Source organism: Brevundimonas sp. ABV4_179, from assembly GCF_056311945.1.
Genome location: NZ_CM149976.1, coordinates 2508560 through 2532069, shown reverse-complemented (window position 1 = coordinate 2532069; position 23510 = coordinate 2508560). Strand labels below are relative to the sequence as shown.

Genomic DNA, 23510 nt, shown 5'->3' with positions numbered 1-23510 from the left:
CGAGGCAAGATGCGACCTACCGGTTCCGACATTCTGGTCGTCGACGACGAAGCCGACATCCGCGACCTGGTCTCCGGCCTTCTAGAGGACGAAGGCCACGCGGTGCGCGTCGCGGCCAACTCCGACGAGGCCCTGGCCGCGATCCGGGCCAGGAAGCCCTCGCTGGCGATTCTGGATATCTGGATGCAGGGCGGGGGGCTGGACGGGCTGGAGTTGCTGGAGGTGGTCAAGGAACTCGACCCCGACCTGCCCGTGGTTATGATTTCGGGACACGGCAACATCGAGACGGCGGTGACGGCGCTGAAGCGCGGGGCCTATGACTTTATCGAAAAGCCGTTCAAGTCGGATCGATTGGTGGTGGTGGTGGAGCGCGCCATCGAGGCGGCGACGCTGAAGCGCGAGAACCGCCGCTTGCGCGCCCAGACCATGACGCCGTCTGGCCTGATCGGCCGGTCGCAGGCGGCTCAGGCGCTGCGTAGCACCATCGCCAAGGTGGCCCAGGCCAACAGCCGCGTCCTGATCTCAGGCCCCGCCGGATCGGGCAAGGAGCTGGTCGCGCGCCAGATTCATGAAGGCAGCCCGCGCGCGCGGGCCGAGTTCGTGGCCATTTCCGCCGCCGGCATGACGCCGGAACGTCTGGACGTCGAGCTGTTTGGCGAGGAGGGACAGGACGGTCGGCCGCGCAAGATCGGCGTGTTCGAACGCGCCCACAACGGGACGCTGTATCTGGACGAGATCAGCGACATGCCGCGCGAGAGCCAGAGCCGCATTCTGCGCGTCCTGGTCGATCAGCGGTTCCGCCGCGTCGGCGGCGAGCAGGATGTGCAGGTCGATGTCCGCGTCGTGACCTCGACCTCGCGCGACCTGAAGTCGGAGATCGCCGAAGGGCGGTTCCGCGAGGACCTGTTCCATCGCCTGAACGTGGTGCCGATCCGCGTGCCGGCCCTGTCGGAGCGACGTGAGGACATCGCCGAACTGGTGGAATATTTCGTGGACACCATCAGCGCCTCTCAAGGCCTGCCTAGACGGATCGTCGGCGACGATGCGGTGGCGGTGCTGCAGGTTCATCCCTGGCCCGGCAACATCCGTCAACTGCGCAACAATATCGAACGGTTGCTGATCCTGGCGACCGGCGATCCAGCTGAGACGATCACGGCTGACATGCTGCCGCAGGAGGTGGCGACATCGAACGGCGGGGGGGCGAACCTGGGCGGTGAGCGCACCATCGCCCTGCCGTTGCGCGAGGCGCGCGAGGTTTTCGAGAGAGAATATCTGGCGGCCCAGATCATGCGGTTCGGCGGCAATATCTCGCGCACCGCCGCCTTCATCGGCATGGAGCGTTCGGCCCTGCACCGGAAGTTGAAGTCCCTAGGCGTGTCCCCTGCACGGGGCGGGGAAGAGGACGAACCGGCCTGATGTCGCGCGTCGCCTACGTCAACGGCGCCTATAGGCCGCATGGGCAGGCGGTGGTGCATATCGAGGATCGCGGGTTTCAGTTCGCCGACGGGGTCTATGAGGTCTGGTCGGTGATGGACGGTCGTCTGGCCGATTTCGACGGCCATATGGCGCGGCTGAACCGCAGCCTAGAGGCGCTGAAGATCGAGATCCCGATGACGGCGGCGGCGCTGGGTCTGGTGTTGCGCGAGACGGTTCGACGCAATCTGGTGCGCGAGGGCATCGTCTATCTGCAGGTTACGCGGGGCACGGCGGCGCGCGACCATGCCTTTCCGAGCGACGCGGCGCCCAGCGTGATCGTGACGGCCAAGCCAGTCGACCGTGCGCGTGGCCAGGCGATGGCGGCGAAGGGCGCAGCGGGCGTAACACAACCCGACATCCGCTGGGGCCGCTGCGACATCAAGACCGTGGGACTGCTGCCCAATGTGCTGGCCAAACAGGCCGCACGCGAACGCGGCGCCTACGAATGTCTGATGTACGATGATATGGGTCTGGTGACCGAGGGCGCATCGACCAACGCGTGGATCGTCGACGAAGAGGGCCGTCTCCGCACACGCGACACCCAGGGCAATATTCTGCGCGGGATCACCCGCGAAGCGGTGCTGAAGCTGGTCGCGGCCGAGGGCATCGCCCTGGACGAACGCCCCTTCTCGGTCGAGGAGGCCAAACGCGCGCGCGAGGTGTTCGTCACCGCCGCCAGCGCCTTCGTCATGCCGCTGATTTCGCTGGACGGCGTGACGATCAGCGACGGCAAGCCGGGCCCGGTCGCGACGCGTCTGCGCGACGTTTATCTTGAACAGGCGCGCAGAGAGGCCATTTAGGCCGTTGCCCCTGCGGGCGGCCGGCGGCTAAGGTCGCGGCCGGCCGCATCGGCCCCGCGCCGGTCAATCGGCGACGAACAACGAAGAACAGGAAAAACCTGCCATGTCGCAAGACAAACGCCAGAACCTTCAGGACACCTTCCTCAACTCGGTCCGCAAGACCAAGACGCCGCTGACCATATTCCTGGTCAATGGGGTCAAGTTGCAGGGCATTGTGACCTGGTTCGACAACTTCTGTGTGCTGCTGCGCCGCGATGGCCAGTCCCAGCTGGTGTACAAGCACGCCATCTCCACCATCATGCCGTCCGCGCCCGTGCAACTGTACGAGCCCGACGCCGAAGAAGACTGATTGACCCAAAAATTGATCGACCACGCCGTCCCGCTGATCCGGGCGGTCGTCCTCCATCCCGACCGACGCTCCGACAGCCCGCGGCTGGCGAGCGAGCGCCTTGAGGAAGCGGCGGGCCTCGCCCGCGCGCTGGATCTCGACGTGCGCGCCGAGGAGATCGTGCGGCTGCGCGGGACCACGCCTGCGACCTTGTTCGGGTCCGGCAAGGTCGAGGAACTGGCCGCCCTGGTGCGCGCCGCTGAGGCCGAGGCGGTCATCGTCGACGACGCCCTGACCCCGGTTCAGCAGCGCAATCTGGAAAAGGCGTGGGAGGTGAAGGTCATCGACCGCACCGGCCTGATCCTCGAAATCTTCGGTCGCCGGGCGCGGACGAAGGAAGGCCGTCTGCAGGTCGAACTGGCGCGACTGGATTACGAGCGTTCACGTCTGGTGCGGACCTGGACCCACCTTGAACGGCAACGCGGCGGCACCGGCTCGACCGGCGGCCCCGGCGAAACCCAGATCGAACTGGACCGGCGCCTAATCGCCGACCGGATCGTGCGGTTGAAGGCCGAGTTGGAAGAGGTGCGCCGCACGCGCGGCCTGCACCGCAAACAGCGCCAGAAGGTTCCTTTCCCGACCATCGCCCTGGTCGGATACACCAATGCGGGCAAGTCGACGCTGTTCAACCGGCTGACGGGATCGGAGGTCTTCGCCAAGGACCTGTTGTTCGCGACGCTGGACACGACCCAGCGCACGATCCGCCTGCCGCAGGGCCGCCCGGCCATCGTGGCGGACACCGTCGGCTTCATCTCTGACCTGCCGCACGAACTGGTCGAAAGCTTCCGCGCTACTTTGGAAGAGGTCGGTGAAGCCGATCTGATCCTCCACGTTCGCGACATCGCTTCCACCGATAGCGACGCCCAGGCCAAGGACGTCGAGGCGGTGCTGAAACAGATCGAGACGCCCGAGGGCAAGACCCGCCGGGTGCTGGAGGTCTGGAACAAGATCGACCTGCTGGACGACGAGACGCGCGAGGCCGTGCTGGGTCAGGCCGAACGCCTGGCCAAGGAAGGCGAGGCGGTCGCCGTGTCCGCCTGGACGGGCGAGGGGATCGAGCCTCTGCGCCAGGCAATCACCGGCCTGATCGACGACGACCCGGAAACCCAGGTGACGCTGGCGCCGCATCAGGGAGAGGCGCTGGCCTGGCTGTATGAACACGGTCGGGTGACGACGCGCGATACGGATGAGCTTGGCCGCACTCATGTCACGGTGCGGCTGCATCCGGGGGCGCTTGGACGATTCGAGCGTCTGTATCCCGATCTGGCCGGTTAAGTCCCAATGCATCTGATCGAAACCATACTGCTGCTGCTTGTGGCTGTCGTGGTGTCGGGTTCGATCGCGCGCATGACCCGGATCGCCCTGCCGCTGGTGCAAATCGCGCTGGGGGCCGCCCTGGTGCTGATCACCGGGTCCACGGTCGATCTGGAACCGGACATCTTCTTCCTGTTGTTCCTGCCGCCGCTGCTGTTCCTGGACGGGTGGCGCATCCCCAAGGAAGATCTGTTCCGCGACCGGGCGGTGATCCTGGAACTGGCGCTGGGCCTGGTGCTGTTCACCGTGCTGGGGCTCGGGTTCCTGCTGTGGTGGATGATCCCGGAAATGCCGTTGCCGGTGGCCTTTGCGCTTGCGGCCATTCTGTCGCCGACCGACCCCATCGCGGTTCAGGCCATCGCCGCCCGCGCGCCCATCCCCAAAAGGCTGATCCACATTCTGGAGGGCGAGTCGCTGCTGAACGACGCGACGGGCCTGACCTGTATGCGGATCGCGGTGATCGCGGCGACGACGGGCGCCTTTTCCATCGGCAACGCCATCGGCGCCTTCCTATGGCTGGCTCTTGTCGGGGTGGCGGTCGGCGTGGCCAGCGCCATGGCCATCAGCTACGCCAAGACCATCATCAGCCGGCGCTGGGGCGAGGATGTCGGGGCGCAGATCCTGGTCAGCCTGCTTATACCGTTCGCCGCCTATCTGATCGCCGAAGAGCTGGAGGCGTCGGGCATTCTGGCCGCCGTCGCCGCCGGCATCACCATGAGCTTCACCGAGCGTGGCGGCATTCCCGGCCAGTCCATGGCCATGACCCGCATCCGGCGCAGCGTGGTGTGGGACACGGTGCAGTTCGTCGCCAACGGCATCATCTTCGTGATCCTGGGCGAACAGATGCCGTCGATCCTGTCACGCGCGGCCGAGGTGGTGCGCGGGACAAGCCGGCCCGAGGTCTGGTGGCTGGCGGTCTATGTGATCGCCATTGTGGCGGCCTTGGCGGCGTTGCGGTTCATCTGGGTCTGGACCTCGCTGAAGCTGACCCTGTATCGGCGCCGCAATCGCCAGCCGCCGTCGCGCGTGGGCTTGCGGCTGACGCTGGTGATGTCGCTGGCGGGGGTGCGGGGCGCGATCACGCTTGCAGGCATTCTGACGCTGCCGTTCGTGCTGGGTGATGGATCGCCCATGCCGTCGCGCAACCTGGCCATCTTCCTGGCGGCGGCGGTGATCATCGTGTCGCTGCTGGTGGCGACCTTCGCCTTGCCACGCCTGTTGAAGGGGGTGGAGCTGCCGCCCGAACCCTCGCATGAGCGCGAGGAGGATCGCGGTCGGGTCGCCGCGGCCTCCGCGGCCCTGCGCGCCGTGGAGGATGCATCGCACGCCATGGCCGAGGGCAAGGCCAATCCCGACCTGTATTCCGATGTCGCCAGCCGGATCATGGAACTGTACCGCCATCGGATCGAAAGCCGCACCCGCACCGACGAGGACGATGTGGAGACCGCGCGGTTGAGCGACGCCATTGAACGGCATCTGCGGATGGCGGGTCTGGCGGCCGAGCGCGAGGAACTTGGGCGGCTGGCGCGCCTGCGTCGACTGGACGAGGAGACGGCCAAGAAGCTGATCCGCGAAGTGGACCTGCAGGAACTGCGCTACTCCTGATCGGGATCAGCGATCCATGAAGGCGGCCACGTCGGCGTAGCTGTGGGCCAGATGATGGGCGCCGCGCGCGGCCAGACGCTGGGCATGGCCGTCGCGCACGTGGCCGCCGGCCAGCAGGCCGACCACCGTCATGCCCGCCGCGACGCCAGCGGAGACGCCCGCCTCGGAATCCTCTATGACCACGGTGCGGGCTGGATCAACGCCCATGGTCCGGGCGGCGTGCAAGAAAAGATCGGGGTGCGGCTTGCCACGCTCGACCGCCAGGCCTGTGAAGACCGAGCCGTCGAAATGATCGGTCAGGCCGAACAGATCCAGTCCGACGCCGATCCAGTCCGGGCCGCTGGACGAGGCGATGCAGCGCGCCTCTGGCCGGGCGTAGGCGAAGTCGATCATGCCGGGAACGGGCGTCAGCTGATGCGGCGCCCGCTGGCGGCAGGTGGCGAACCAGGTGGTATGAAAGTCGTCCGGGCAGGGGCGACCCAAACGGGCCTCGACCGCCGGGCGATTGTCGCGCCAGCGCTTGCCCATATAGGCGCCCAGCACCTCGTCCAGTGTGGTCGGCAGGCCGAGGGCGGTCAGCTGTTCGGCCATGACGGTGCTGTTCAGCACCTCGCTGTCGGCGACGACGCCGTCGTAGTCGAATATGATCAGGTCGTAGGTCACGCGGGGCCGTTCAGCTGTGGAGCGCGGCCTTCTCCGAGACCTTTGCGGCGTCCCAGAGGCGATCCATCTCTTCGAGCGTGGATTGGTCGGGCGTGCGGCCTTCGCTGGCCAACGCCGCTTCGATGAAGCCGAAACGGCGAACGAACTTGGCGTTGGCGGCGCGTAGCGCATCCTCGGGCTCGACATCCAGCTTACGGGCCAGGTTGGCGACGACGAACAGCAGGTCGCCCAACTCCTCGCGCGCCTTGGCCCGGTCGCCGGCGGCGATCTCGACACGCAACTCCTCGACCTCTTCCGCCAGCTTGTCGAACACCTCGTCGGTCGAGGGCCAGTCGAAGCCGACGCGAGCGGCGCGTTTGGTCAGCTTGGCGGCGCGGGTCAGGGCGGGCAGGCCGACGGGCACATCGTCCAGGACGCCGGGCTTCTGGCGGTCCTTGCGCTCGGCGGCCTTGATGACCTCCCAGGCCACGTTCTGTTCCCTGGACGACCGCTGGGCCTCGTCGCCGAAGACGTGGGGGTGGCGACGTTCCAGCTTGTCGGCGATGGCTGTGACCACGTCGTCGAAGGCGAACAGCCCCTGTTCTTCGGCCATCCGGGCGTGGAAGACGACCTGGAACAGCAGGTCGCCAAGCTCGCCTTTCAGTTCGGTCAGATCGTTGCGCTCGATGGCGTCGGCGACCTCATAGGCTTCCTCGATGGTGTAGGGTGCGATGGTGGCGAAGGTCTGCTCCACGTCCCAGGGGCAGCCGCCGTCCGGGTCGCGCAGTCGTTCCATCACGCCCAGCAGGCGGTCGATCGGCCTCATACCCTGGCCCCGGCGTCTCGGGCTTCCAGAGCGGCGCGGATTTCGTCGTGGCGTTTGGCGGTCAGCGGATAGTTCTTCAACACCACGCCCGCCAGGACCAGCAGAACACCCGGCACGGCGATGAACAGGATCTGCAGCGTCAGCAGGGCCAGGTCGCTGTTGCCGGCCGGGCCAGGCAGGGCGCGGAAGCCGACGCCCTGCAGGATCAGATAGGGCACTAGGGCGACGACGTGGCCGATCTTGGTGGTGGCCGAAAGGATCGACAGCATCAGGCCGGTGCGGTCCACGCCGGTCTCGAACCGCTCCTCGTCGCCGGCGTCGGCCATCATGGCGCGCGTCAGGAACAGGCCCGCCGCATAGGGCAGGCCGGCGATGAACATGACCACCGCCGTCAAGACGAAGTTGCCGCCCGGAACCAGGGTCGCGCCGACGTAGAGGACGGCGGACACCACGCTGGCCGCCGCCAGGCCGCGATCCTTGCCGACGCGGGTCGCATACCAGGCCCAGAAGGGCGCACCGCACAGACCTGCGACGAAATAGAACAGCATGAACAGCCCGGCCTGGGTGTGATCGTAGCCCTTGATCTGGCCGAAGAAGAAGAACAGCAACGAGCCGGTGATGCCCGGGGCCACGCCCAGCAGCAGGTCCGACAGCAGCAGCTTTCTGACCACCGGCTTTTTGAACAGGCTGAGATAGGCGCCCAGGCTGCCGTGCGGCTGGCCGCCGGTCGTGACCGGCTCGGGCACGGCGACCATGGCTAGGCCGATTGTGACGGGCAGGGCGATCACGATGGCCCAGCCCATGATCCGCACGCCGTCGGCATAGGTCCCGATCCCCGTCTGAACCACCACGGTCGGCAGCACCAGGATCAACACCACGCCGATGATGTTGAACACCTGCCACCAGCCATAGACGCGGCTACGTTGATCGTACTGCGGCGCCAGGACGGCGGCCCAGCCCAACTGGCCCAGGGTGCCGATGGAAAAGCCGAGATAGAGAAACAGCAGCCAGCCGAACAGGTAGATAGGCGGCGCGCCCGGCTGAACCACGACGAACATCATATAGGCGGCCAGCATCAGCATGGGCGTCGACAGCGCCATCCACGGACGATAGCGCCCGAACCGGGTCCTGGTCCGATCCATGCCCCAGCCGATGAAGGGGTCGAAGACGATGTCGATCAGGCGCACCGCCATGAAGACGGTCGCCACCACGCCCAGCTCCAGCCCGACGAAGGTGGCGTAGAACTCGGGCAGGGTGACGGGCAGGGCCACGCCGAAGGCCGCCAGGGGCAGGCAGGGGCCGGAGAAGGCGGCCAGAACGGCGTTGGAGCGGCGGGGCGTGGCGCGGGCGGGCGCGGATCGGGCGGTCATGAAAGAGGGTCCGAAACGGCCCGGATGAGTCGGACCTCCTGCACCATCGCAGCTTTGGCGCGTCAGCGGTATGGTGGACTTCACGGCCGGCTTGGGGCCTTCTGAGGTCATGTCGCTTCGCCTGTTCGCCCTGTTTGGTCTGGTCCTGGGAACGCTCTTCGCCGGGCAGGCCAGGGCGGCGGGGCCTTGCCACACCAACGCCGACGTCTGGCGCGCGCAAGGTCTGGCCAATGCCGAGGCGGCCTACGCCATGCCCTGGACGCCGTTCGGGGCGATGGAATGGGGGTGGCGGCCCTATCTGCCGCTGATCCAGCAGGAGCTTCACACGCGCTGCGGGGCGGGCACGCCGATCTTCGCCTCGCAATTGGCGGGGTTCCAGCAGACGCACGGGCTGGCGCCGACCGGCCTCTTGGACGCCGCGACCTTTCAGGTGTTTCGCGGTCTGTGGCAGGAGCGGCGGCCGTTCGTGATGGCGCGCGTCGGCGGCCTGTGCCCCGAGCCGCCGCCGATCAACCAACTGGGCTATCTGGTCGCGGAAGAGGAACACGCCGACCGGCTGACGCGGCTGTTGCGGCGCGACGTGCTGGACGCCTATCGCCGGCTGGTCGCCGCCGCCCGCGCCGAGGCTCCAGAGGTCGCGGCCGACCCCGAACTGCTGCAGATCTTCTCGGGCTTCCGCGATCCTGAGGCGGATGCGGCGCGCTGCGCCCAGCAGGGCAACTGCGATGGCCTGCGCCGCGCCGTCTGTTCGCCGCATCGCACCGGAACGGCGGTCGATCTGTACGTCGGTCAGGCGCCGGGGCTGGGTGTCGACTCTACAACCCCGGCCAGCCGCGAATATATGGCGCGGACGGCGACCTATCGCTGGCTGGTCGAGAATGCGGGTCGATTCGGATTCGTCCCCTACGTCTATGAACCGTGGCATTGGGAGTATGTGCGGCCGTGGGATTCTTCATTCGCGCCCTGACGCAGGCCGAGGCGGCGCTGGCGCGCGAGGCGTTCGGCGCCGCGCTGCGGCTGGACACCGTCCGGCTGATCGGATGGCCGTTCCGGCGCGCCTTCGTGGCCGGGCGCTGGTTCGGGCGCGACTGGATCGTCTGGCCGCAACGGGACCTGATCGCGGATTTCACCGCCGTGTCGGTGCGCGCGCAGGGCGTGCTGATCCACGAACTGACCCACGTCTGGCAGGCGCAGCAGGGCGTCAATCTGCTGTGGGCCAAGCTGAAGGCCGGCGACACGGCCGCCTCCTACGCCTATGAAGCGGTCGCGACCTGTCGCTGGGACGACCTGAACATCGAGCAGCAGGCCATGGTGATGGAGCATCGCTTTCATCGCCAGGGCGGCCGCGTCGCGCCGGGATCGGCGGACTTCTACGCGGCCGTGTGTCCGTTCGAGCCGGAAACCGAGCCTGGGACTTGCGCCAAGCCGGATGACGCGCCAAGTTAGCAACGGTCGTTGTTGCAAATAACGGCCCCTGTCATTCAATGGAGCCTCTCCCCGATGCCGAAAATTCTGGTCCTCTATCATTCGACCTATGGCCACCTGGAAACCATGGCCGAAGCCGTCGCCGAAGGCGCGCGCGAGGTCGAAGGCGCGGTGGTCGACATCAAGCGCGTACCGGAAACCGTGCCGGAAGAACTGGCCAAGGCCTCGCACTACAAGCTGGATCAGAAGGCGCCGGTCGCCAAGATCGACGACCTGAAGGACTATGACGCCATCATCATCGGCGCCGGCACCCGTTTCGGCTCGGCCGCCTCGCAGATGCGCGCCTTCCTGGACCAGGCCGGCGGCCTGTGGTTCTCGGGCGCGCTGATCGGCAAGATCGGCGGCGCCTTCACGGCCACGGCGACCCAGCACGGCGGCCAGGAAACCACCTTCCAGGGGCTGCACAACTTCTTCATGCACCACGGGATGCCGGTGGTCGGTCTGCCCTATTCCTATCAGGCGCAGATGACGCTGGATGCGATCCACGGCGGTTCGCCCTATGGCGCCTCGACCATCACCGGCGGCGACGGCTCGCGTCAGCCCAGCGACATCGACCTGGGCGGCGCGCGCTTCCAGGGCAAGCACATCGCCGAACTGGCCAAGAAGCTGCACGGCTGACCCCATGCGCCAGCCCGCCGTCTTCTTCGGCCACGGTTCGCCCATGAATGCGTTGGGCGGTCCCTATGGGGCCGCCTGGCGCCACCTGGGTGAGGCCATCGGCAAGCCCCGGGGCGTGGTGATGATCTCCGCCCATTGGGAGACGCGCGGGCTGGGCGTCACGGCGCAGGACAAGCCTGAAACCATCCACGATTTCGGCAACTTCCCGCGTGAACTGCATGAGATGCAGTATCCGGCGCCCGGATCGCCCGAACTGGCGGCCCGAGTGTCGGCGCTGACCGGCGCGGTCCAGACCCAACAGTGGGGTCTGGATCACGGAACCTGGTCGGTGCTGTGCCACGTCTGGCCGGAGGCCGACGTGCCGGTGGTGCAACTGTCGCTGGATCGCGATCTGACGGCGCGCCAGCATTACGATCTGGCCAGGACACTGACGCCGCTGCGGGACGAGGGGATCGTGATCGCCGGATCGGGCGACTTCGTGCACAATCTGCGCACCTGGAAGCGCGAGGGCGGGGCCGAGCCCTATGCCTGGGCGACCGGCTTCAATGGGGCGGTGAAGGCGGCGTTCGAACGGGGAGACCACGACGCCCTGATCAATTGGGTGGGCCTGGCCGAAGACGCGCAACTGAGCGTGCCGACCGACGAACACTATCTGCCGGTCCTCTATATCGCCGCCCAGCAGCAGCCGGGCGAGCCCGTCAGCTTCTTCAACGACCACATCGACGGCGGTTCAATCTCGATGACCGGCGTGCGGATCGGCTGACGCCCAGAGGCGGCCCGATCAGACCGCCTTTTCCGCCTCGACCATCTTCTGGATGGCGACATAGTCGGTCTTGCCGGTGCCCAGGACGGGCACCTCGGCGACCTTGACGATCTTCTTGGGCACGATCAGTTCCGGCGCGCCGTTGGTGCGGGCCCATTCGGCCAAGGGCGCGACCTCGGCCGTGTCGTGGTCCGTCACCAGCACCAGTTTCTCGCCCTTGCGGCTGTCGGGAATGGCGACGACGGCGTGGCGACGCTCGGGCCAGACCGCGCCGGCTATGCCCTCGACCGCGGTCAGGGACACCATCTCGCCGCCGATCTTGGCGAAACGTTTGGCGCGCCCCTTGATGGTGACATAGCCCTCGGCGTCCACGTCCACGATGTCGCCGGTGTCCAGCCAGTCGTCGCCGACCGCATCCCAGGCCAGCGGCTCGGCCGAAGTCACATAGCCGCTCATGACGTTCGGACCCTTCAGGAACAGGCGGCCGCCGCCCTCGATCCCCTCGACCGGCTCCAGCTTCCAGTCAATGCCCGGCAGCATCTGGCCCACGGTCCCCGGCGCGTTGCGGTCCGGGTGGTTGACGGCGATGACGGGCGAGGCCTCGGTCGCGCCATAACCTTCCAGAAGTTCGACGCCGCCGAACTTGGTGTTGAACAGGGTGCGGGTCTCCTCGCGCACCTTCTCGGCGCCGGCGACGGCGAACTTCAGCGTGGCGAAATCGTTCGGTTCGGCGACGCGGGCGTACTGGCTCAGGAAGGTGTCGGTCGCAAACAGGATCGAGGCGTTCACCTGGGGCAGCAGGTCTGTGATCTGTTTGGCGTGGAGCGGCGAGGGATATTGGAACGCCTTCAGCCCTTGCAGCAGCGGCAGGATGACGCCGCCGGTCAGGCCGAAACAGTGGAAGGTCGGCAGGGGGTTGAACATGACCCAGGACGGATCGAGGTCGATGTGAGCCGCGACCTGACGGGCATTGGCGACCAGGTTCTTCTGGCTCAGCACCACCCCCTTGGGCGTGCCGAAACTGCCCGAGGTGAACAGGACGACGCCCGGCGAATCCGGGTCGGTCCTGACGCGGAACCGCTTGGGCGCGGCGCCGGCGGCCAGGCCATACAGCTTGTCGGCCAGGCCGATGGTCTTTCGCACATCGTCCAGCCAGACGACGTCGGCGACCGTCTTCAGCTCCACGATCAGATCGTCCAGCTTGGCCTGGTCGACGAAGCGCTTGGCGGTCAGCACCTTCCTGACGCCCGACGCCTTGATGGCCGCCTTCAGATTGGCCTCGCCGGCGGTGAAGTTCAGCATCACGGGCACGCGGCCGTGGGCGTGCAGACCAAAGAAGGTGACCACCACCCCCATCGACGACGGCAGCAGGATGGCGACCCGTTCGTCCCGTTCGGTCATCTGCGCGATCTTGCGGCCCAGCACGAAGGCCGCGCGGATCAGGCCGGTATAGGTCAGGGGATGACGGTCCTGGTCTTCAAGGATTTCCTTGTCGCCGAACCGTGCGCGCGCCTCGATCAAGGCGTCGATCAGGGTTTCTTCGTAAAGCGACGGATCCAGGGCCTGGCGCAAGCGCGTCTCCTATGGAGGGCGCAAGAAGCCCTCGCTGTTTTTCCGGCGTCTGTCATTAATGACCCCGCGTCTTCTTGAAAAGATGCGTAACGTCGCGTGAGTTCCCGTAAGGTCGCGGTCTGTAACCGGCTGTGCCTTGCCTTCCGGGCGCGGAAAGCCGAAATACCGGCCATGGTCACCCTGATCGACACCCTGCAGCGCAAGCCGTCGGAGCTGCGTCACCCAGAAAAGCAGAACCGGCCGGAATCCGTGGTTCTGAAGAAGCCCGACTGGCTGCGGGTCAAGGCGCCCGGTTCGGGTCAATACAACGCCACCAAAGACATCGTCCGCTCCAAGGGGCTGGTCACGGTCTGCGAAGAGGCGGCCTGCCCGAACATAGGCGAGTGCTGGAGCCAGAAGCACGCCACGCTGATGATCATGGGCGACACCTGCACGCGGGCCTGCGCTTTCTGCAACGTCAAGACCGGTCTGCCGCAGCCGCTGGACCCGGACGAACCCGGCAAGGTAGGCCTGGCGGTTCAGCAGATGGGCCTGAACCACGTCGTCATCACCTCGGTCGACCGCGATGACGTCGCCGACGGCGGCGCCGCCCACTTCGCCGAGGTCGTGCGCCAGATTCGCATTCAGGCGCCGAACACCACCATCGAGATCCTGACGCCCGACTTCCTGAGGAAGGATGGGGCGGCCGCCGTGATGATCGACGCCAAGCCGGACGTCTTCAACCACAACCTGGAGACCGTTCCGCGCCTGTATCTGAAGATCCGGCCGGGCGCGCGTTACTTCCACTCGCTGCGCCTGCTGCAGATGGTCAAGGAACGCGACCCCGAGCAGTTCACCAAGTCCGGCATCATGGTCGGCCTGGGCGAGACCAAGGAAGAGGTCATGCAGGTGATGGACGACATGCGGTCCGCCGGCGTCGATTTCATCACCATCGGCCAATACCTGCAGCCGACGCGCAAACACGCCGCCATCGACCGTTTCGTCACGCCGGAAGAGTTCAAGGCCTATGAGGCGATCGCCCGCGCCAAGGGGTTCCTGATGGTGTCCTCGTCGCCGCTGACGCGCTCGTCGCACCATGCCGGCGACGACTTCGCCCGGCTGAAGGCCGCGCGCGAGGCGCAGCTGAAGCGTTAAGCTTGGAATGGCTGTCCATCGCGTCACGCGCATATTGCCCTATGCGCCCGAACAGCTGGCCGATCTGGTGGCCGATGTGCGGGCCTATCCCGATTTCGTGCCCTGGGTCACATCGATGCGCGTCTGGAACGACCGGGTCGAGGGCGACGGCGTGACCGTGGTGGACGCCGAGGCAGGCGTCGGCTTCGCGGTGCTGAAAGAGCGGTTCTCGACCTGGGTCCGGCACGACCGCAATGCGCCGAAGGTCGAGGTCGGCCTGCTGCGCGGGCCGTTCAAACACCTGAAGAACCGCTGGGAGTTCTTCCCGCATCCCGAGGGGACCCGGCTGGAGTTCATGATCGACTTCGCCTTCAAGTCGCGAATGCTGGACCTGATGCTGTCGGCCAACTTCGACCGTGCCGTTGAAAAGCTGATAGGGTGTTTCGAAAGCGAAGCCGCTAGACGGTTTCGCTGAGGACGCGCGATGTCGATGTCGAGGCCCGTGTTGTACAAGCGTCGCAGCTGGGTTCTGCTCACGGTTCTTGTTTTGTCGACCTGCGCCTTCGTTCTCGCCTCTCCCATGCTGTTGCTGTTCGCGGCCATGTCCGGAATGGCGAGTGATTCATGTGCAGGATGGCCGGCACACCTCTTCATCATGAGCGCATTGACTTTGCCGATCGCAATAATCGGCGTGCTCATAAATGGGTGGAGAGCATTCGTCGTTCGTAACGAGCCGCGCGCATGGTGGGGTTTTGCGATCCTGCCCTTGTGGCCGCTGTCGCTGTTCGTGAGTACAAAGATGGCTGCGTTTTGCTGAAAGACTTCGATTTCGACGCGACTGTCGTGGGCGCCGGGGCTGTGGGCCTGGCCTGCGGTCGGGCGTTGTCGAAGCGCGGCCTGACGGTGCTGGTGCTGGAGAAGGAAGGCCAAATCGGTCAGGGAGTCTCCTCGCGCAATTCCGAGGTGATCCACGGCGGGCTTTATTATCCGACCGGCTCCTTAAAGGCGAAGTTCTGCGTCAAGGGGCGGCGGACGCTGTATGACTTCCTGGCCAGTCGCAAGATCGACCATTGGAAATGCGGCAAGCTGGTCGTGGCCACCGAGGAGGCCGAGGTCGGACGGATCGAAGCCATCTTCGAACAGGCGACGGCGAACGGCGTGGAGGGGCTGGCGCATCTGACAGGCGCCCAGGCGCGGGCGTTGGAGTCGGAACTGAACGCCCACGCCGCCATCCTGTCGCCAGAAAGCGGTCTTTTCGACAGTCACGGCTATATGCTGGCCCTGCAGGGCGAGATCGAGGATGCGGGCGGGTCGGTCGTGACATCCGCCCCGTTCGAGGGCGCCGAGCCGATGTCGGGCGGCGGGTTCTCCGTCCGCGTCGGCGGGGAGGGGGCGATGACCGTCACCAGCCGCCTTCTGATCACCGCGCCCGGCCTGTCGGCGCAGGCCGTCGCGGCGTGCATCGAGGGCTATCCAGCCCAGGACATTCCCGTCGGCCATTTCGGCAAGGGCGTCTATTTCCGGCTGATGGGCAAGGCGCCGTTCGATAGGCTGATCTATCCGCCGCCCATCCCCGGCGCCCTGGGCACCCACTACCGCAAGGACCTGGGCGGGCAGGGGGTGTTCGGCCCCGATCTGGCCTATGTCGAGGTCGAAGACTATTCGGTCGATCCGGCCAAGGCCGCTGAGTTCGCGCGTTACATCCGTCGTTTCTGGCCCGGCCTGCCCCATGGCGCCCTGACGCCGGACTATGCGGGCATCAGACCCAAGCTGCATGGTCCGGGCGAGCCGCAGCCGGACTTTCAGCTGCATGGGCGCGAGCATCACGGCATCGACGGCCTGATGGCCCTGTTCGGCATCGAAAGTCCCGGCCTGACCAGTTCCCTCGCCATCGGCGAGGCCGTGGCCGACACTCTGACGGAGACCCAATGACCGAACGCGAGAAGATGCTGGCGGGCCTGCCCTATGATCCGGGCGATGCGGACCTGCGGGACGGTCGCGCCCGCGCCGTGGGCCTGACCGTCGCCATCAACGCCGAACCGGATCGCGACCGTCGCAGCGCCCTGGTCAACCGACTGGTCAACGCCGCCGACGGCAAGGCTGTCATCATGCCGGGCTTCTTCTGCGACTATGGCGTCAATATCCATCTGGGTTCGCGGGCCTTCGCCAACGCCAACTGCGTTTTTCTGGACTGCGCGGAGATTCGAATCGGCGACAACTTCCAGGCCGGGCCGGGCGTTCAACTGCTGACGCCCGAGCATCCGCTGGATGCGGTCGCCCGCCGGGGCAAGGAGACGGCGCGGCCCATCGTGATCGGCGACGATGTATGGATCGGCGGAGGGGGCATCGTTCTGGCCGGCGTGACCATTGGCGATCGGTCGGTCATCGGGGCCGGCGCGGTGGTCACCAGGGACGTGCCGTCAGATGTCGTTGTGGTCGGCAATCCGGCCAGGATCGTGCGTCGTCTGACGCCTGCTTAAACGCCTTGAAATCGTCGCGCGGTTCATGCATAAGCCGCGCCTCGCGTGGCGGCTCTGATACCTCTGATGAGGGTTGGGGGCCGCCGCTATCGTTTTCGCGCCAGACAGGCTTAGGCTCTGGGCGGCGCCCGACTTAGAAGATTGAGACGGACATGGCCGTTCCGAAGCGCAAAGTATCCCCCTCGCGTCGCAACATGCGCCGCGCCCACGACGCCCTGACCTCGAACGTCTACGTCGAGGACAAGGACACGGGCGAGCTGAAGCGCCCGCACCACATCGACCTGAAGACCGGCACCTATCGTGGTCGTCAGGTCATCACGCCCAAGGAAGACTAGGTCTTTCACGGACGTCGGCCCTTAGGGTCGAGCGAGAATTTGCGGCGCGCGGTGATCCGCGCGCCGTTTTCGTGCGTTGTGCGCGGTGAAGCTTCTACTGGAGATCACCGCATGATGATTCGTCTCACCGCCGTCAGCGCCTGCGCGCTTTTGACCCTCGCCGCCTGCGGACGTGATGACCGGCGGACTGGAGAGGCGCCGTCTGACGCGACCCCGGTCGCGATGACGCCGGCAGAGACGTCTCCAGCCGCGACACCTGCCGCCGATCCCCACATCTTGACCGCCGAAGGTCTGGGGAGCGCGCGGATCGGCATGAGCAAGACCGATCTGGTCGCAGCCTGGGGCGACCGGGCCAACCCGAACGCCGTCGGCGGCGCGGAGCCCGAGGTCTGCGATCAGTTCCATCCCGTCCGCGCGCCGCAGGGGATCAACGTCATGATTCAGGATGGCAAGCTGACGCGAATCACCCTGATGCGCGACGCCAAGATCAAGACCGACCGGGGCTTCGGCCTGGGCGATACGGCCATGGCGGTGAAGCAGGCCTATGGCGGTGCGATCTTCGCCCAGCCCCACAAATATCAGCCCGCGCCAGGCGAGGACCTGTTCGCCTGGGCCCGTGGCGGCTCCACAAACTATGTCACAGATCCGTCGGCGCGCGGCGTCCGTTATGAGATCGGAACGGATGGCAAGGTCATGGCTATCCACGCGGGCGATCCGTCGATCCAACTGGTCGAGGGCTGTTCCTGACCTGACGGCGCACGGCGGCATTGGCCTTTCACGGACGGGCGGCTAAACCCGTCTGACTTCACTTCCGCCTTGAGCCAAAGAGCCGAGCCATGACCGACATCGCCGACATCGTCGCCCGCCAGATCCTCGACAGCCGGGGCAACCCGACGGTCGAAGTGGATGTGATTCTGGACGACGGCTCGTTCGGCCGCGCCGCGGTGCCCTCGGGCGCGTCCACCGGGGCGCACGAGGCCGTGGAACTGCGCGACGGCGACAAGGAAGTCTGGGGCGGCAAGGGCGTTCAGAAGGCCGTCGACGCCGTGAACGGCGAAATCTTCGACGCTCTGTCGGGCATGGACGCCGAAGACCAGCGCCGCCTGGACGAGGCGATGATCGAACTGGACGGCACGCCCAACAAGGGCCGTCTGGGCGCCAACGCCATCCTGGGCGTGTCGCTGGCGGCGGCGAAGGCCAGCGCCATTTCGTCGGGGCTGCCGCTGTATCGCTATATCGGCGGGGTCTCGGCCCGCGTCCTGCCGACGCCGATGATGAACATCATCAACGGCGGCGCCCACGCCGACAATCCCATCGACATCCAGGAGTTCATGATTCTGCCGACCGGCGCGGAAACCTTCACCGACGCCCTGCGGATGGGTACGGAAATCTTCCACGCGCTGAAGAAGCAGTTGAAGGACGCCGGCCACAACACCAACGTCGGCGACGAGGGCGGATTCGCCCCCAATCTGGCCTCGGCCGAAGAGGCGCTGAGCTTCATCACCAAGGCGGGGCAGGCCGCCGGCTATCTGGCGGGCGAGGACTTCCATCTGGGTCTGGACGTCGCCTCGACCGAGTTCTTCAAGGACGGCAAATACGTCATGGCCGGCGAGGGCAAGACCGTCGACGCCGACGGCATGGCCGCCTATCTGGTTGATCTGTGCGAACGCTTCCCCATCGTATCGATCGAGGATGGCATGGCCGAGGATGATTTCGATGGCTGGCGCCTGCTGACCGAGCGTCTGGGCGACCGGGTCCAGCTGGTCGGCGACGATCTGTTCGTGACCAATCCGGCGCGTCTGGCGGCCGGCATCGGCGAGGGGCTGGCCAACTCGATCCTGATCAAGGTCAATCAGATCGGCACGCTTTCCGAAACGCTGGATGCGGTCGATATGGCCCAACGCGCCGGCTACACCGCCGTGATGAGCCACCGTTCGGGCGAGACCGAGGATTCCACCATCGCCGACCTGGCCGTCGCCACCAACTGCGGACAGATCAAGACCGGCTCGCTGGCCCGTTCGGACCGGGTGGCCAAATACAACCAGCTGCTGCGCATCGAAGAGATGCTGGGTGACCAGGGCGTCTATTTCGGCGACGGCATGCTGTTGAAGTAAGCATCGGAATTGTCGGCGGAGAATCAGCGTTCTTCGCCGACTTTCTTACGGTCAAGCTACATTTCGTTAGGCATTTTCTGGCACGGTTCATGAACTGTGTTCTCGCGCTCAGAAGGAGCGTCTTTAGTGCCCGAACGGATGAAACCTTACCGCGTATCCTGTGCCCTGCTGCTGTTGCTCGCCTATCTCGGCGTGCAGGCTTTGACGGGTGAGCGCGGGTTGCTGAGCGGCGCCTCGCGCGATGCGTTGCTGGGTCAGCGCGAAGATCAGTTGGCGCATCTGACGGAACAGCGGCGCGACCTGGAGACCCGGGTTCGATATCTGCGCACCGACAGTCTGTCGCGCGATCTGCTGGAGGAACGGGCACGCGCCGTGCTGGGCTTCTCCGACCCCCGGGACTATGTGATCCGCGTCTCGGCGCCGGCCGAGCAGGGCTGAAGCCGCCCCAGCCACTTGAACTATTGTTACAGCCCGGCCCGCACCCCTTTGCGTTCCGGGAAGGAAGGCTGCTAAAGCCCCCTTCCGTAACGATAAGAAGGCGTCGCTTTTCGACGCCTAGCCGGGAGATACCGGATGGCGAAAGCCCCAGCCAAATCCGCTCAGACGACCACGCCTGACAAACTGCCCAATACGCCGACGGCGTCCAAGGAAGACCTGCTTCGCTTCTATCGCGAGATGGTTCTGATCCGCCGCTTCGAGGAGCGCGCGGGCCAGCTGTACGGCATGGGTCTGATCGGCGGCTTCTGCCACCTGTACATCGGCCAGGAGGCCGTGGCGGTGGGCGTTCAGGAGAGCGTCAAACAGGGCCACGACAAGATCATCACCGGCTACCGTGACCACGGCCACATGCTGGCCGCCGGCATGGATCCGAAGGAAGTCATGGCCGAGTTGACCGGCCGCAGCGGCGGCTCGTCCAAGGGCAAGGGCGGATCGATGCACATGTTCGACGTGCCGACCGGCTTCTACGGCGGTCACGGCATCGTCGGCGCCCAGGTGGCGCTGGGCACCGGCCTGGCCTTCGCCGGCAAGTATCGCGGCGACGATTCGGTGGCCTTCGTCTATTTCGGCGACGGCGCCTCGAACCAGGGTCAGGTGTACGAGAGCTTCAACATGGCGCAGCTGTGGAAGCTGCCGGCCATCTACATCATCGAAAACAACCAGTACGCCATGGGCACGAGCATCGAACGCTCGTCCTCGACGACCGAACTGTACCAGCGCGGCGCCAGCTTCGGCATTCCGGGCGAGCAGGTGGACGGCATGGACGTGCTTGCTGTGCGCGACGCCACGGCCCGCGCGGTGAAGCGCGCCCGCGAAGGCGGCGGCCCCTTCATCCTGGAGGTGAAGACCTATCGCTATCGCGGTCACTCGATGTCCGATCCGGCGAAATACCGCACCAAGGAAGAGGTCGACGAGGTCAAGAAGACCCGCGACCCGATCGATCATCTGAAGATGCTGCTGTCGGCCGCCAAGGCGACCGAAGAGGAGCTCAAGGTCATCGATAACGAAATCAAGGCGATCGTCGCCGAAGCTGTTCAATTCGCCCAAGAGAGCCCGGAACCCGATCCGTCCGAGCTCTATACCGACGTCTACGTGGAGGCCTGATCCGTGACCGACATTCTGATGCCGGCGCTGTCCCCCACGATGGAAGAGGGCACGCTGACCAAATGGCATATCAAGGCGGGCGACACCGTGTCGGCCGGCCAGGTGATCGCCGAGATCGAAACCGACAAGGCCACGATGGAAGTCGAGGCCGTGGATGAAGGCGAAGTGCTGGAAATCCTGGTCGCCGAGGGTTCCGAGAACGTGAAGGTCAATACGCCGATCGCGCGTCTGGCCGGCGAAGACGGCGCCGCAGCGCCTGCGCCCAAGGCTGAATCCGCCAAGGCCGAAGCCGATGCGCCCAAGGCGACGGCTGACGGCAAGACCGGCGACCCCGAAAAGGCGCCGTCGCAAACCTCGACGCCCAAGGTCGAACTGCGCGACCCGGAAATCCCGGCTGACGCCAAACTGGTCAAGACGACCGTGCGCGACGCGCTGCGCGACGCCATGGCCGAAGAGATGCGTCGCGACGACCGCGTCTTCCTGATCGGTGAGGAAGTCGCCCAGTATCAGGGCGCCTATAAGGTCAGCCGCGACCTGCTGCAGGAGTTTGGCGACCAGCGCGTCGTGGACACACCGATCACCGAGCACGGCTTCGCCGGCCTGGGCGTCGGCGCCGCAATGGCGGGCCTGAAGCCGATCGTCGAGTTCATGACGTTCAACTTCGCCATGCAGGCCATCGACCACATCATCAACTCGGCCGCCAAGACGCTCTATATGTCGGGCGGTCAGATCAAGGCGCCCATCGTTTTCCGCGGTCCGAACGGCGCCGCCAGCCGCGTGGGCGCCCAGCACAGCCAGGACTATTCCGCCTGGTACGCACAGGTTCCGGGCCTGAAGGTGATCGCGCCCTATGACGCCGCCGACGCAAAGGGGCTGCTGAAGGCCGCCATCCGCGACCCTAACCCCGTCGTCTTCCTCGAACACGAGATGATGTACGGCCTGGAGTTCGACGTGCCGGAGGTCGAGGACCATGTCCTGCCCATCGGCAAGGCCAAGGTCCGGCGTGAAGGCAAGGACGTCACCATCACGGCGCACAGCCGCATGGTCGGTTTCGCCCTGCAAGCCGCCGAGAAGCTGGCCGAAGAAGGGATCGAGGCCGAAGTGATCGACCTGCGCACCCTGCGTCCGCTGGATCACGAGACCATCGTCGAAAGCGTCAAGAAGACCAACCGTCTGGTCTCGGCCGAAGAGGGCTGGGGTCCGATGGGCGTGGGCGCCGAGGTCGTGGCCCGCGTGATCGAACACGCCTTCGACTATCTGGACGCGCCGCCGCTGCGCGTTCACCAGGAAGACGTGCCGCTGCCTTACGCCGCCAACCTGGAAGCCCTGTCGCTGCCGGGCGCTGACAAGATCGTCGCCGCCGTGAAGCAGGTGATGGCGTGACCGAGGCTTCGGAGTTCATGCTGACGACGCCGGACAGCGTCGCGGCTGATCCCCAGGCCATCGAACTGCTGCGGATGTGGTGGTCCAAGGAAGAGCCGGTGATGGCGGTCAAGCCCGCCTTCACCGATCCGATCCAGTTCGGCCGTCTGCTGGCCTATGCGGCGCGTCACATGGCTCATGGCTACGCCGTGCGTCACGATCACGATGAAACCGCGGCCTACCACCGCATCCTCGAAGGTCTCAGCGAAGTGGTGAAGGCGAACGACGTCCGCACCGTCGCCGAGCCGACCACGCAAACCGGGGGAAACGCCTGATGACCGATATCCTGATGCCGGCCCTGTCTCCGACCATGGAGGAGGGCGTGCTGGCCAAGTGGCACGTCAAGGTCGGCGACGTCGTGTCCGCCGGCGACGTGATCGCAGAGATCGAAACCGACAAGGCCACGATGGAGGTCGAGGCCGTGGACGAAGGTGAAGTCACCGACATTCTGGTCGCTGAAGGCACTGAAGGCGTGAAGGTCAACACGCCCATCGCCCGCCTGAAGGACGAGGACGGCGCTGCTGCGCCCAAGCCCGCGGCCAAAGCCGAAGACGCGCCCGCCGCCAAACCGCAGGAGGCCGCCAAGGCTGCGTCTGCCGCCGAGGCTCCGAAGGCCGCCGCTGCGCCGGCGCCGGCGGCGCCCAAGTCCGACAACGGCGAACGCATCTTCTCCTCGCCCCTGGCGCGTCGCATCGCTGCCCAGAACGGGGTCGATCTGAAGTCGATCAAGGGCACCGGCCCGCATGGCCGTATCGTCAAGCGCGACGTGGAGGCCGCCGGCAAGGGTTCGGCCCAGCCCGCAGCCGCGTCGACCGCGACGACGACCGCCGCCGCAGCAGCCGAACCGCGCAAGGCGCAATCGCTGGCTCAGATGGGCATTCCCGACGGCAGCTACGACCTGATCCCGCTGGACGGCATGAAGAAGGCCGTGGCGCGTCGCATGGTCGACAGCGTTCAGAACGTGCCGCACTTCCCGCTGTTCATCGATGTCGAGATCGATCAGTTGATGGCCGTGCGCGCCAAGGTCAACAAGATGCTGGAGCCGCAGGGGATCAAGGTCTCCGTCAACGACTTCGTCATCAAGGCGGCCGCCCTGGCGCTGAAGGCCGTGCCGGAAGCGAACGCCTCCTACACGCCGGAAGGCATCGCCATGCATCACAATGCCGACGTCTCCATGGCCGTGGCCATCGATGGCGGCCTGATCACGCCGATCATCAGGAAGGCAGAGACCAAGGGTCTGGCGCAGATCGCCACCGAGTCCAAGGACCTAGCCAAGCGCGCCCGCGACCGCAAGCTGAAGCCGGAAGAGTTCCAGGGCGGCACCTTCTCGGTGTCTAATCTGGGCATGTTCGGCATCAAGCAGTTCACCTCGATCATCAACGAGCCGCAGGGCTGCATCATGAGCGTGGGCGCGGGCGAGCAGCGCGCCGTCGTCAAGGATGGCCAGATCGTCGCGGCCACCGTCATGACCGTGACCCTGACCTGCGATCACCGCGTGGTGGATGGGGCGACCGGCGCCCGCTTCCTGCAGGCGTTCAAGCCGCTGATCGAAGATCCCGTCGCGATGCTGGCGTAAGGGGAGGGT

The 23510-nt window shown here is 66.1% G+C and carries 26 protein-coding genes; 22 read left to right on the top strand and 4 right to left on the bottom strand.

Annotated features, from left to right (window positions below; genetic code table 11):
• The first annotated feature begins 9 nt into the window (after nucleotides 1-9).
• The 5 genes from ntrX (at nucleotide 10) to ACYX4P_RS12335 (ending at nucleotide 5583) form a co-directional block, all read left to right on the top strand.
• Nucleotides 10-1416: a nitrogen assimilation response regulator NtrX gene (gene ntrX, locus ACYX4P_RS12355; RefSeq protein ID WP_248116751.1), complete on the top strand. Its 1407-nt coding sequence runs from the start codon at nucleotides 10-12 to the stop codon at nucleotides 1414-1416.
• Nucleotides 1416-2276 (top strand): D-amino-acid transaminase, encoded by an 861-nt coding sequence (locus tag ACYX4P_RS12350; RefSeq protein WP_248116749.1) that lies wholly within the window; start codon nucleotides 1416-1418, stop codon nucleotides 2274-2276. Before ntrX ends, ACYX4P_RS12350 begins: the two co-directional genes overlap by 1 nt.
• A gap of 103 nt (nucleotides 2277-2379) precedes the next feature.
• Nucleotides 2380-2625: an RNA chaperone Hfq gene (gene hfq, locus ACYX4P_RS12345; RefSeq protein ID WP_003164861.1), complete on the top strand. Its 246-nt coding sequence runs from the start codon at nucleotides 2380-2382 to the stop codon at nucleotides 2623-2625.
• Complete coding sequence (gene hflX / locus ACYX4P_RS12340) at nucleotides 2626-3939, top strand: GTPase HflX (RefSeq protein ID WP_248116746.1); 1314 nt, start codon at nucleotides 2626-2628, stop codon at nucleotides 3937-3939.
• A gap of 6 nt (nucleotides 3940-3945) precedes the next feature.
• Nucleotides 3946-5583, top strand: a complete 1638-nt coding sequence (locus tag ACYX4P_RS12335) for a Na+/H+ antiporter (RefSeq protein ID WP_476069687.1) — start codon at nucleotides 3946-3948, stop codon at nucleotides 5581-5583.
• Between the two features lie 6 nt (nucleotides 5584-5589).
• Here ACYX4P_RS12335 and ACYX4P_RS12330 read toward each other — a convergent pair whose 3' ends face one another.
• Genes ACYX4P_RS12330 through ACYX4P_RS12320 form a run of 3 tightly spaced genes read right to left on the bottom strand, consistent with a single transcriptional unit; the run spans nucleotide 5590 to nucleotide 8421 of the window.
• Nucleotides 5590-6246 (bottom strand): HAD family hydrolase, encoded by a 657-nt coding sequence (locus tag ACYX4P_RS12330; protein ID WP_248116742.1) that lies wholly within the window; start codon nucleotides 6244-6246, stop codon nucleotides 5590-5592.
• Between the two features lie 10 nt (nucleotides 6247-6256).
• Nucleotides 6257-7051: a nucleoside triphosphate pyrophosphohydrolase gene (gene mazG, locus ACYX4P_RS12325; RefSeq protein ID WP_248116740.1), complete on the bottom strand. Its 795-nt coding sequence runs from the start codon at nucleotides 7049-7051 to the stop codon at nucleotides 6257-6259.
• Nucleotides 7048-8421 (bottom strand): MFS transporter, encoded by a 1374-nt coding sequence (locus ACYX4P_RS12320; RefSeq protein ID WP_248116738.1) that lies wholly within the window; start codon nucleotides 8419-8421, stop codon nucleotides 7048-7050. Before ACYX4P_RS12320 ends, mazG begins: the two co-directional genes overlap by 4 nt.
• A 109-nt stretch (nucleotides 8422-8530) precedes the next feature.
• Between ACYX4P_RS12320 and ACYX4P_RS12315 the strand changes: the two genes are divergently transcribed.
• Genes ACYX4P_RS12315 through ygiD form a run of 4 tightly spaced genes read left to right on the top strand, consistent with a single transcriptional unit; the run spans nucleotide 8531 to nucleotide 11287 of the window.
• On the top strand, nucleotides 8531-9388 hold the full coding sequence (locus ACYX4P_RS12315) for a D-alanyl-D-alanine carboxypeptidase family protein (RefSeq protein ID WP_248116736.1): 858 nt from the start codon (nucleotides 8531-8533) through the stop codon (nucleotides 9386-9388).
• The gene (locus ACYX4P_RS12310; protein ID WP_248116734.1) at nucleotides 9364-9867 is read left to right on the top strand and encodes a hypothetical protein; all 504 of its coding nucleotides are present in this window, start codon (nucleotides 9364-9366) and stop codon (nucleotides 9865-9867) included. The genes ACYX4P_RS12315 and ACYX4P_RS12310 overlap by 25 nt, the downstream gene beginning before the upstream one ends.
• A 54-nt stretch (nucleotides 9868-9921) precedes the next feature.
• Nucleotides 9922-10524, top strand: coding sequence for an NAD(P)H:quinone oxidoreductase (wrbA, locus tag ACYX4P_RS12305; protein WP_248116732.1), 603 nt, complete (start codon nucleotides 9922-9924; stop codon nucleotides 10522-10524).
• A 4-nt stretch (nucleotides 10525-10528) separates the two neighbouring features.
• Nucleotides 10529-11287: a 4,5-DOPA-extradiol-dioxygenase gene (ygiD, locus tag ACYX4P_RS12300; RefSeq protein WP_292047533.1), complete on the top strand. Its 759-nt coding sequence runs from the start codon at nucleotides 10529-10531 to the stop codon at nucleotides 11285-11287.
• An 18-nt stretch (nucleotides 11288-11305) separates the two neighbouring features.
• On the opposite strand, the gene ACYX4P_RS12295 is transcribed toward ygiD, so the two are convergent.
• The gene (locus tag ACYX4P_RS12295) at nucleotides 11306-12859 is read right to left on the bottom strand and encodes an AMP-binding protein (RefSeq protein ID WP_248116728.1); all 1554 of its coding nucleotides are present in this window, start codon (nucleotides 12857-12859) and stop codon (nucleotides 11306-11308) included.
• 171 nt (nucleotides 12860-13030) lie between these two features.
• Here ACYX4P_RS12295 and lipA point away from each other — a divergent pair, with 171 nt between their 5' ends.
• The 13 genes from lipA (at nucleotide 13031) to ACYX4P_RS12230 (ending at nucleotide 23501) form a co-directional block, all read left to right on the top strand.
• Nucleotides 13031-13993 carry a lipoyl synthase gene (lipA, locus tag ACYX4P_RS12290; protein ID WP_248116726.1) on the top strand — a complete coding sequence of 321 codons (963 nt, stop codon included), beginning with the start codon at nucleotides 13031-13033 and terminating at the stop codon, nucleotides 13991-13993.
• Nucleotides 13994-14000: 7 nt separating this feature from the next.
• Nucleotides 14001-14447 carry a type II toxin-antitoxin system RatA family toxin gene (locus ACYX4P_RS12285; protein WP_292047536.1) on the top strand — a complete coding sequence of 149 codons (447 nt, stop codon included), beginning with the start codon at nucleotides 14001-14003 and terminating at the stop codon, nucleotides 14445-14447.
• A gap of 30 nt (nucleotides 14448-14477) precedes the next feature.
• A complete protein-coding gene (locus ACYX4P_RS12280; protein WP_292047538.1) occupies nucleotides 14478-14789 on the top strand; it encodes a hypothetical protein in 312 nt (103 codons plus the stop codon).
• Complete coding sequence (locus ACYX4P_RS12275; protein ID WP_374323121.1) at nucleotides 14786-15904, top strand: NAD(P)/FAD-dependent oxidoreductase; 1119 nt, start codon at nucleotides 14786-14788, stop codon at nucleotides 15902-15904. The genes ACYX4P_RS12280 and ACYX4P_RS12275 overlap by 4 nt, the downstream gene beginning before the upstream one ends.
• Nucleotides 15901-16452, top strand: coding sequence for a sugar O-acetyltransferase (locus ACYX4P_RS12270; protein WP_282438749.1), 552 nt, complete (start codon nucleotides 15901-15903; stop codon nucleotides 16450-16452). Before ACYX4P_RS12275 ends, ACYX4P_RS12270 begins: the two co-directional genes overlap by 4 nt.
• Before the next feature lie 152 nt (nucleotides 16453-16604).
• Nucleotides 16605-16787 carry a 50S ribosomal protein L32 gene (gene rpmF, locus ACYX4P_RS12265; RefSeq protein WP_026108365.1) on the top strand — a complete coding sequence of 61 codons (183 nt, stop codon included), beginning with the start codon at nucleotides 16605-16607 and terminating at the stop codon, nucleotides 16785-16787.
• A gap of 111 nt (nucleotides 16788-16898) precedes the next feature.
• Complete coding sequence (locus tag ACYX4P_RS12260; protein ID WP_248116718.1) at nucleotides 16899-17534, top strand: hypothetical protein; 636 nt, start codon at nucleotides 16899-16901, stop codon at nucleotides 17532-17534.
• Between the two features lie 89 nt (nucleotides 17535-17623).
• The gene (eno, locus tag ACYX4P_RS12255) at nucleotides 17624-18901 is read left to right on the top strand and encodes a phosphopyruvate hydratase (RefSeq protein ID WP_248116716.1); all 1278 of its coding nucleotides are present in this window, start codon (nucleotides 17624-17626) and stop codon (nucleotides 18899-18901) included.
• A gap of 138 nt (nucleotides 18902-19039) precedes the next feature.
• Nucleotides 19040-19339 (top strand): FtsB family cell division protein, encoded by a 300-nt coding sequence (locus ACYX4P_RS12250; protein WP_282438778.1) that lies wholly within the window; start codon nucleotides 19040-19042, stop codon nucleotides 19337-19339.
• A 135-nt stretch (nucleotides 19340-19474) separates the two neighbouring features.
• Complete coding sequence (gene pdhA / locus ACYX4P_RS12245) at nucleotides 19475-20503, top strand: pyruvate dehydrogenase (acetyl-transferring) E1 component subunit alpha (protein WP_292047539.1); 1029 nt, start codon at nucleotides 19475-19477, stop codon at nucleotides 20501-20503.
• 3 nt (nucleotides 20504-20506) lie between these two features.
• Nucleotides 20507-21886 carry a pyruvate dehydrogenase complex E1 component subunit beta gene (locus tag ACYX4P_RS12240; protein ID WP_248116711.1) on the top strand — a complete coding sequence of 460 codons (1380 nt, stop codon included), beginning with the start codon at nucleotides 20507-20509 and terminating at the stop codon, nucleotides 21884-21886.
• Entirely contained in the window at nucleotides 21883-22200 is a 318-nt protein-coding gene (locus ACYX4P_RS12235; RefSeq protein ID WP_248116709.1) for a DUF5076 domain-containing protein, read from the top strand. The genes ACYX4P_RS12240 and ACYX4P_RS12235 overlap by 4 nt, the downstream gene beginning before the upstream one ends.
• Nucleotides 22200-23501 (top strand): pyruvate dehydrogenase complex dihydrolipoamide acetyltransferase, encoded by a 1302-nt coding sequence (locus ACYX4P_RS12230; RefSeq protein WP_248116707.1) that lies wholly within the window; start codon nucleotides 22200-22202, stop codon nucleotides 23499-23501. Before ACYX4P_RS12235 ends, ACYX4P_RS12230 begins: the two co-directional genes overlap by 1 nt.
• Nucleotides 23502-23510 lie beyond the last annotated feature (9 nt).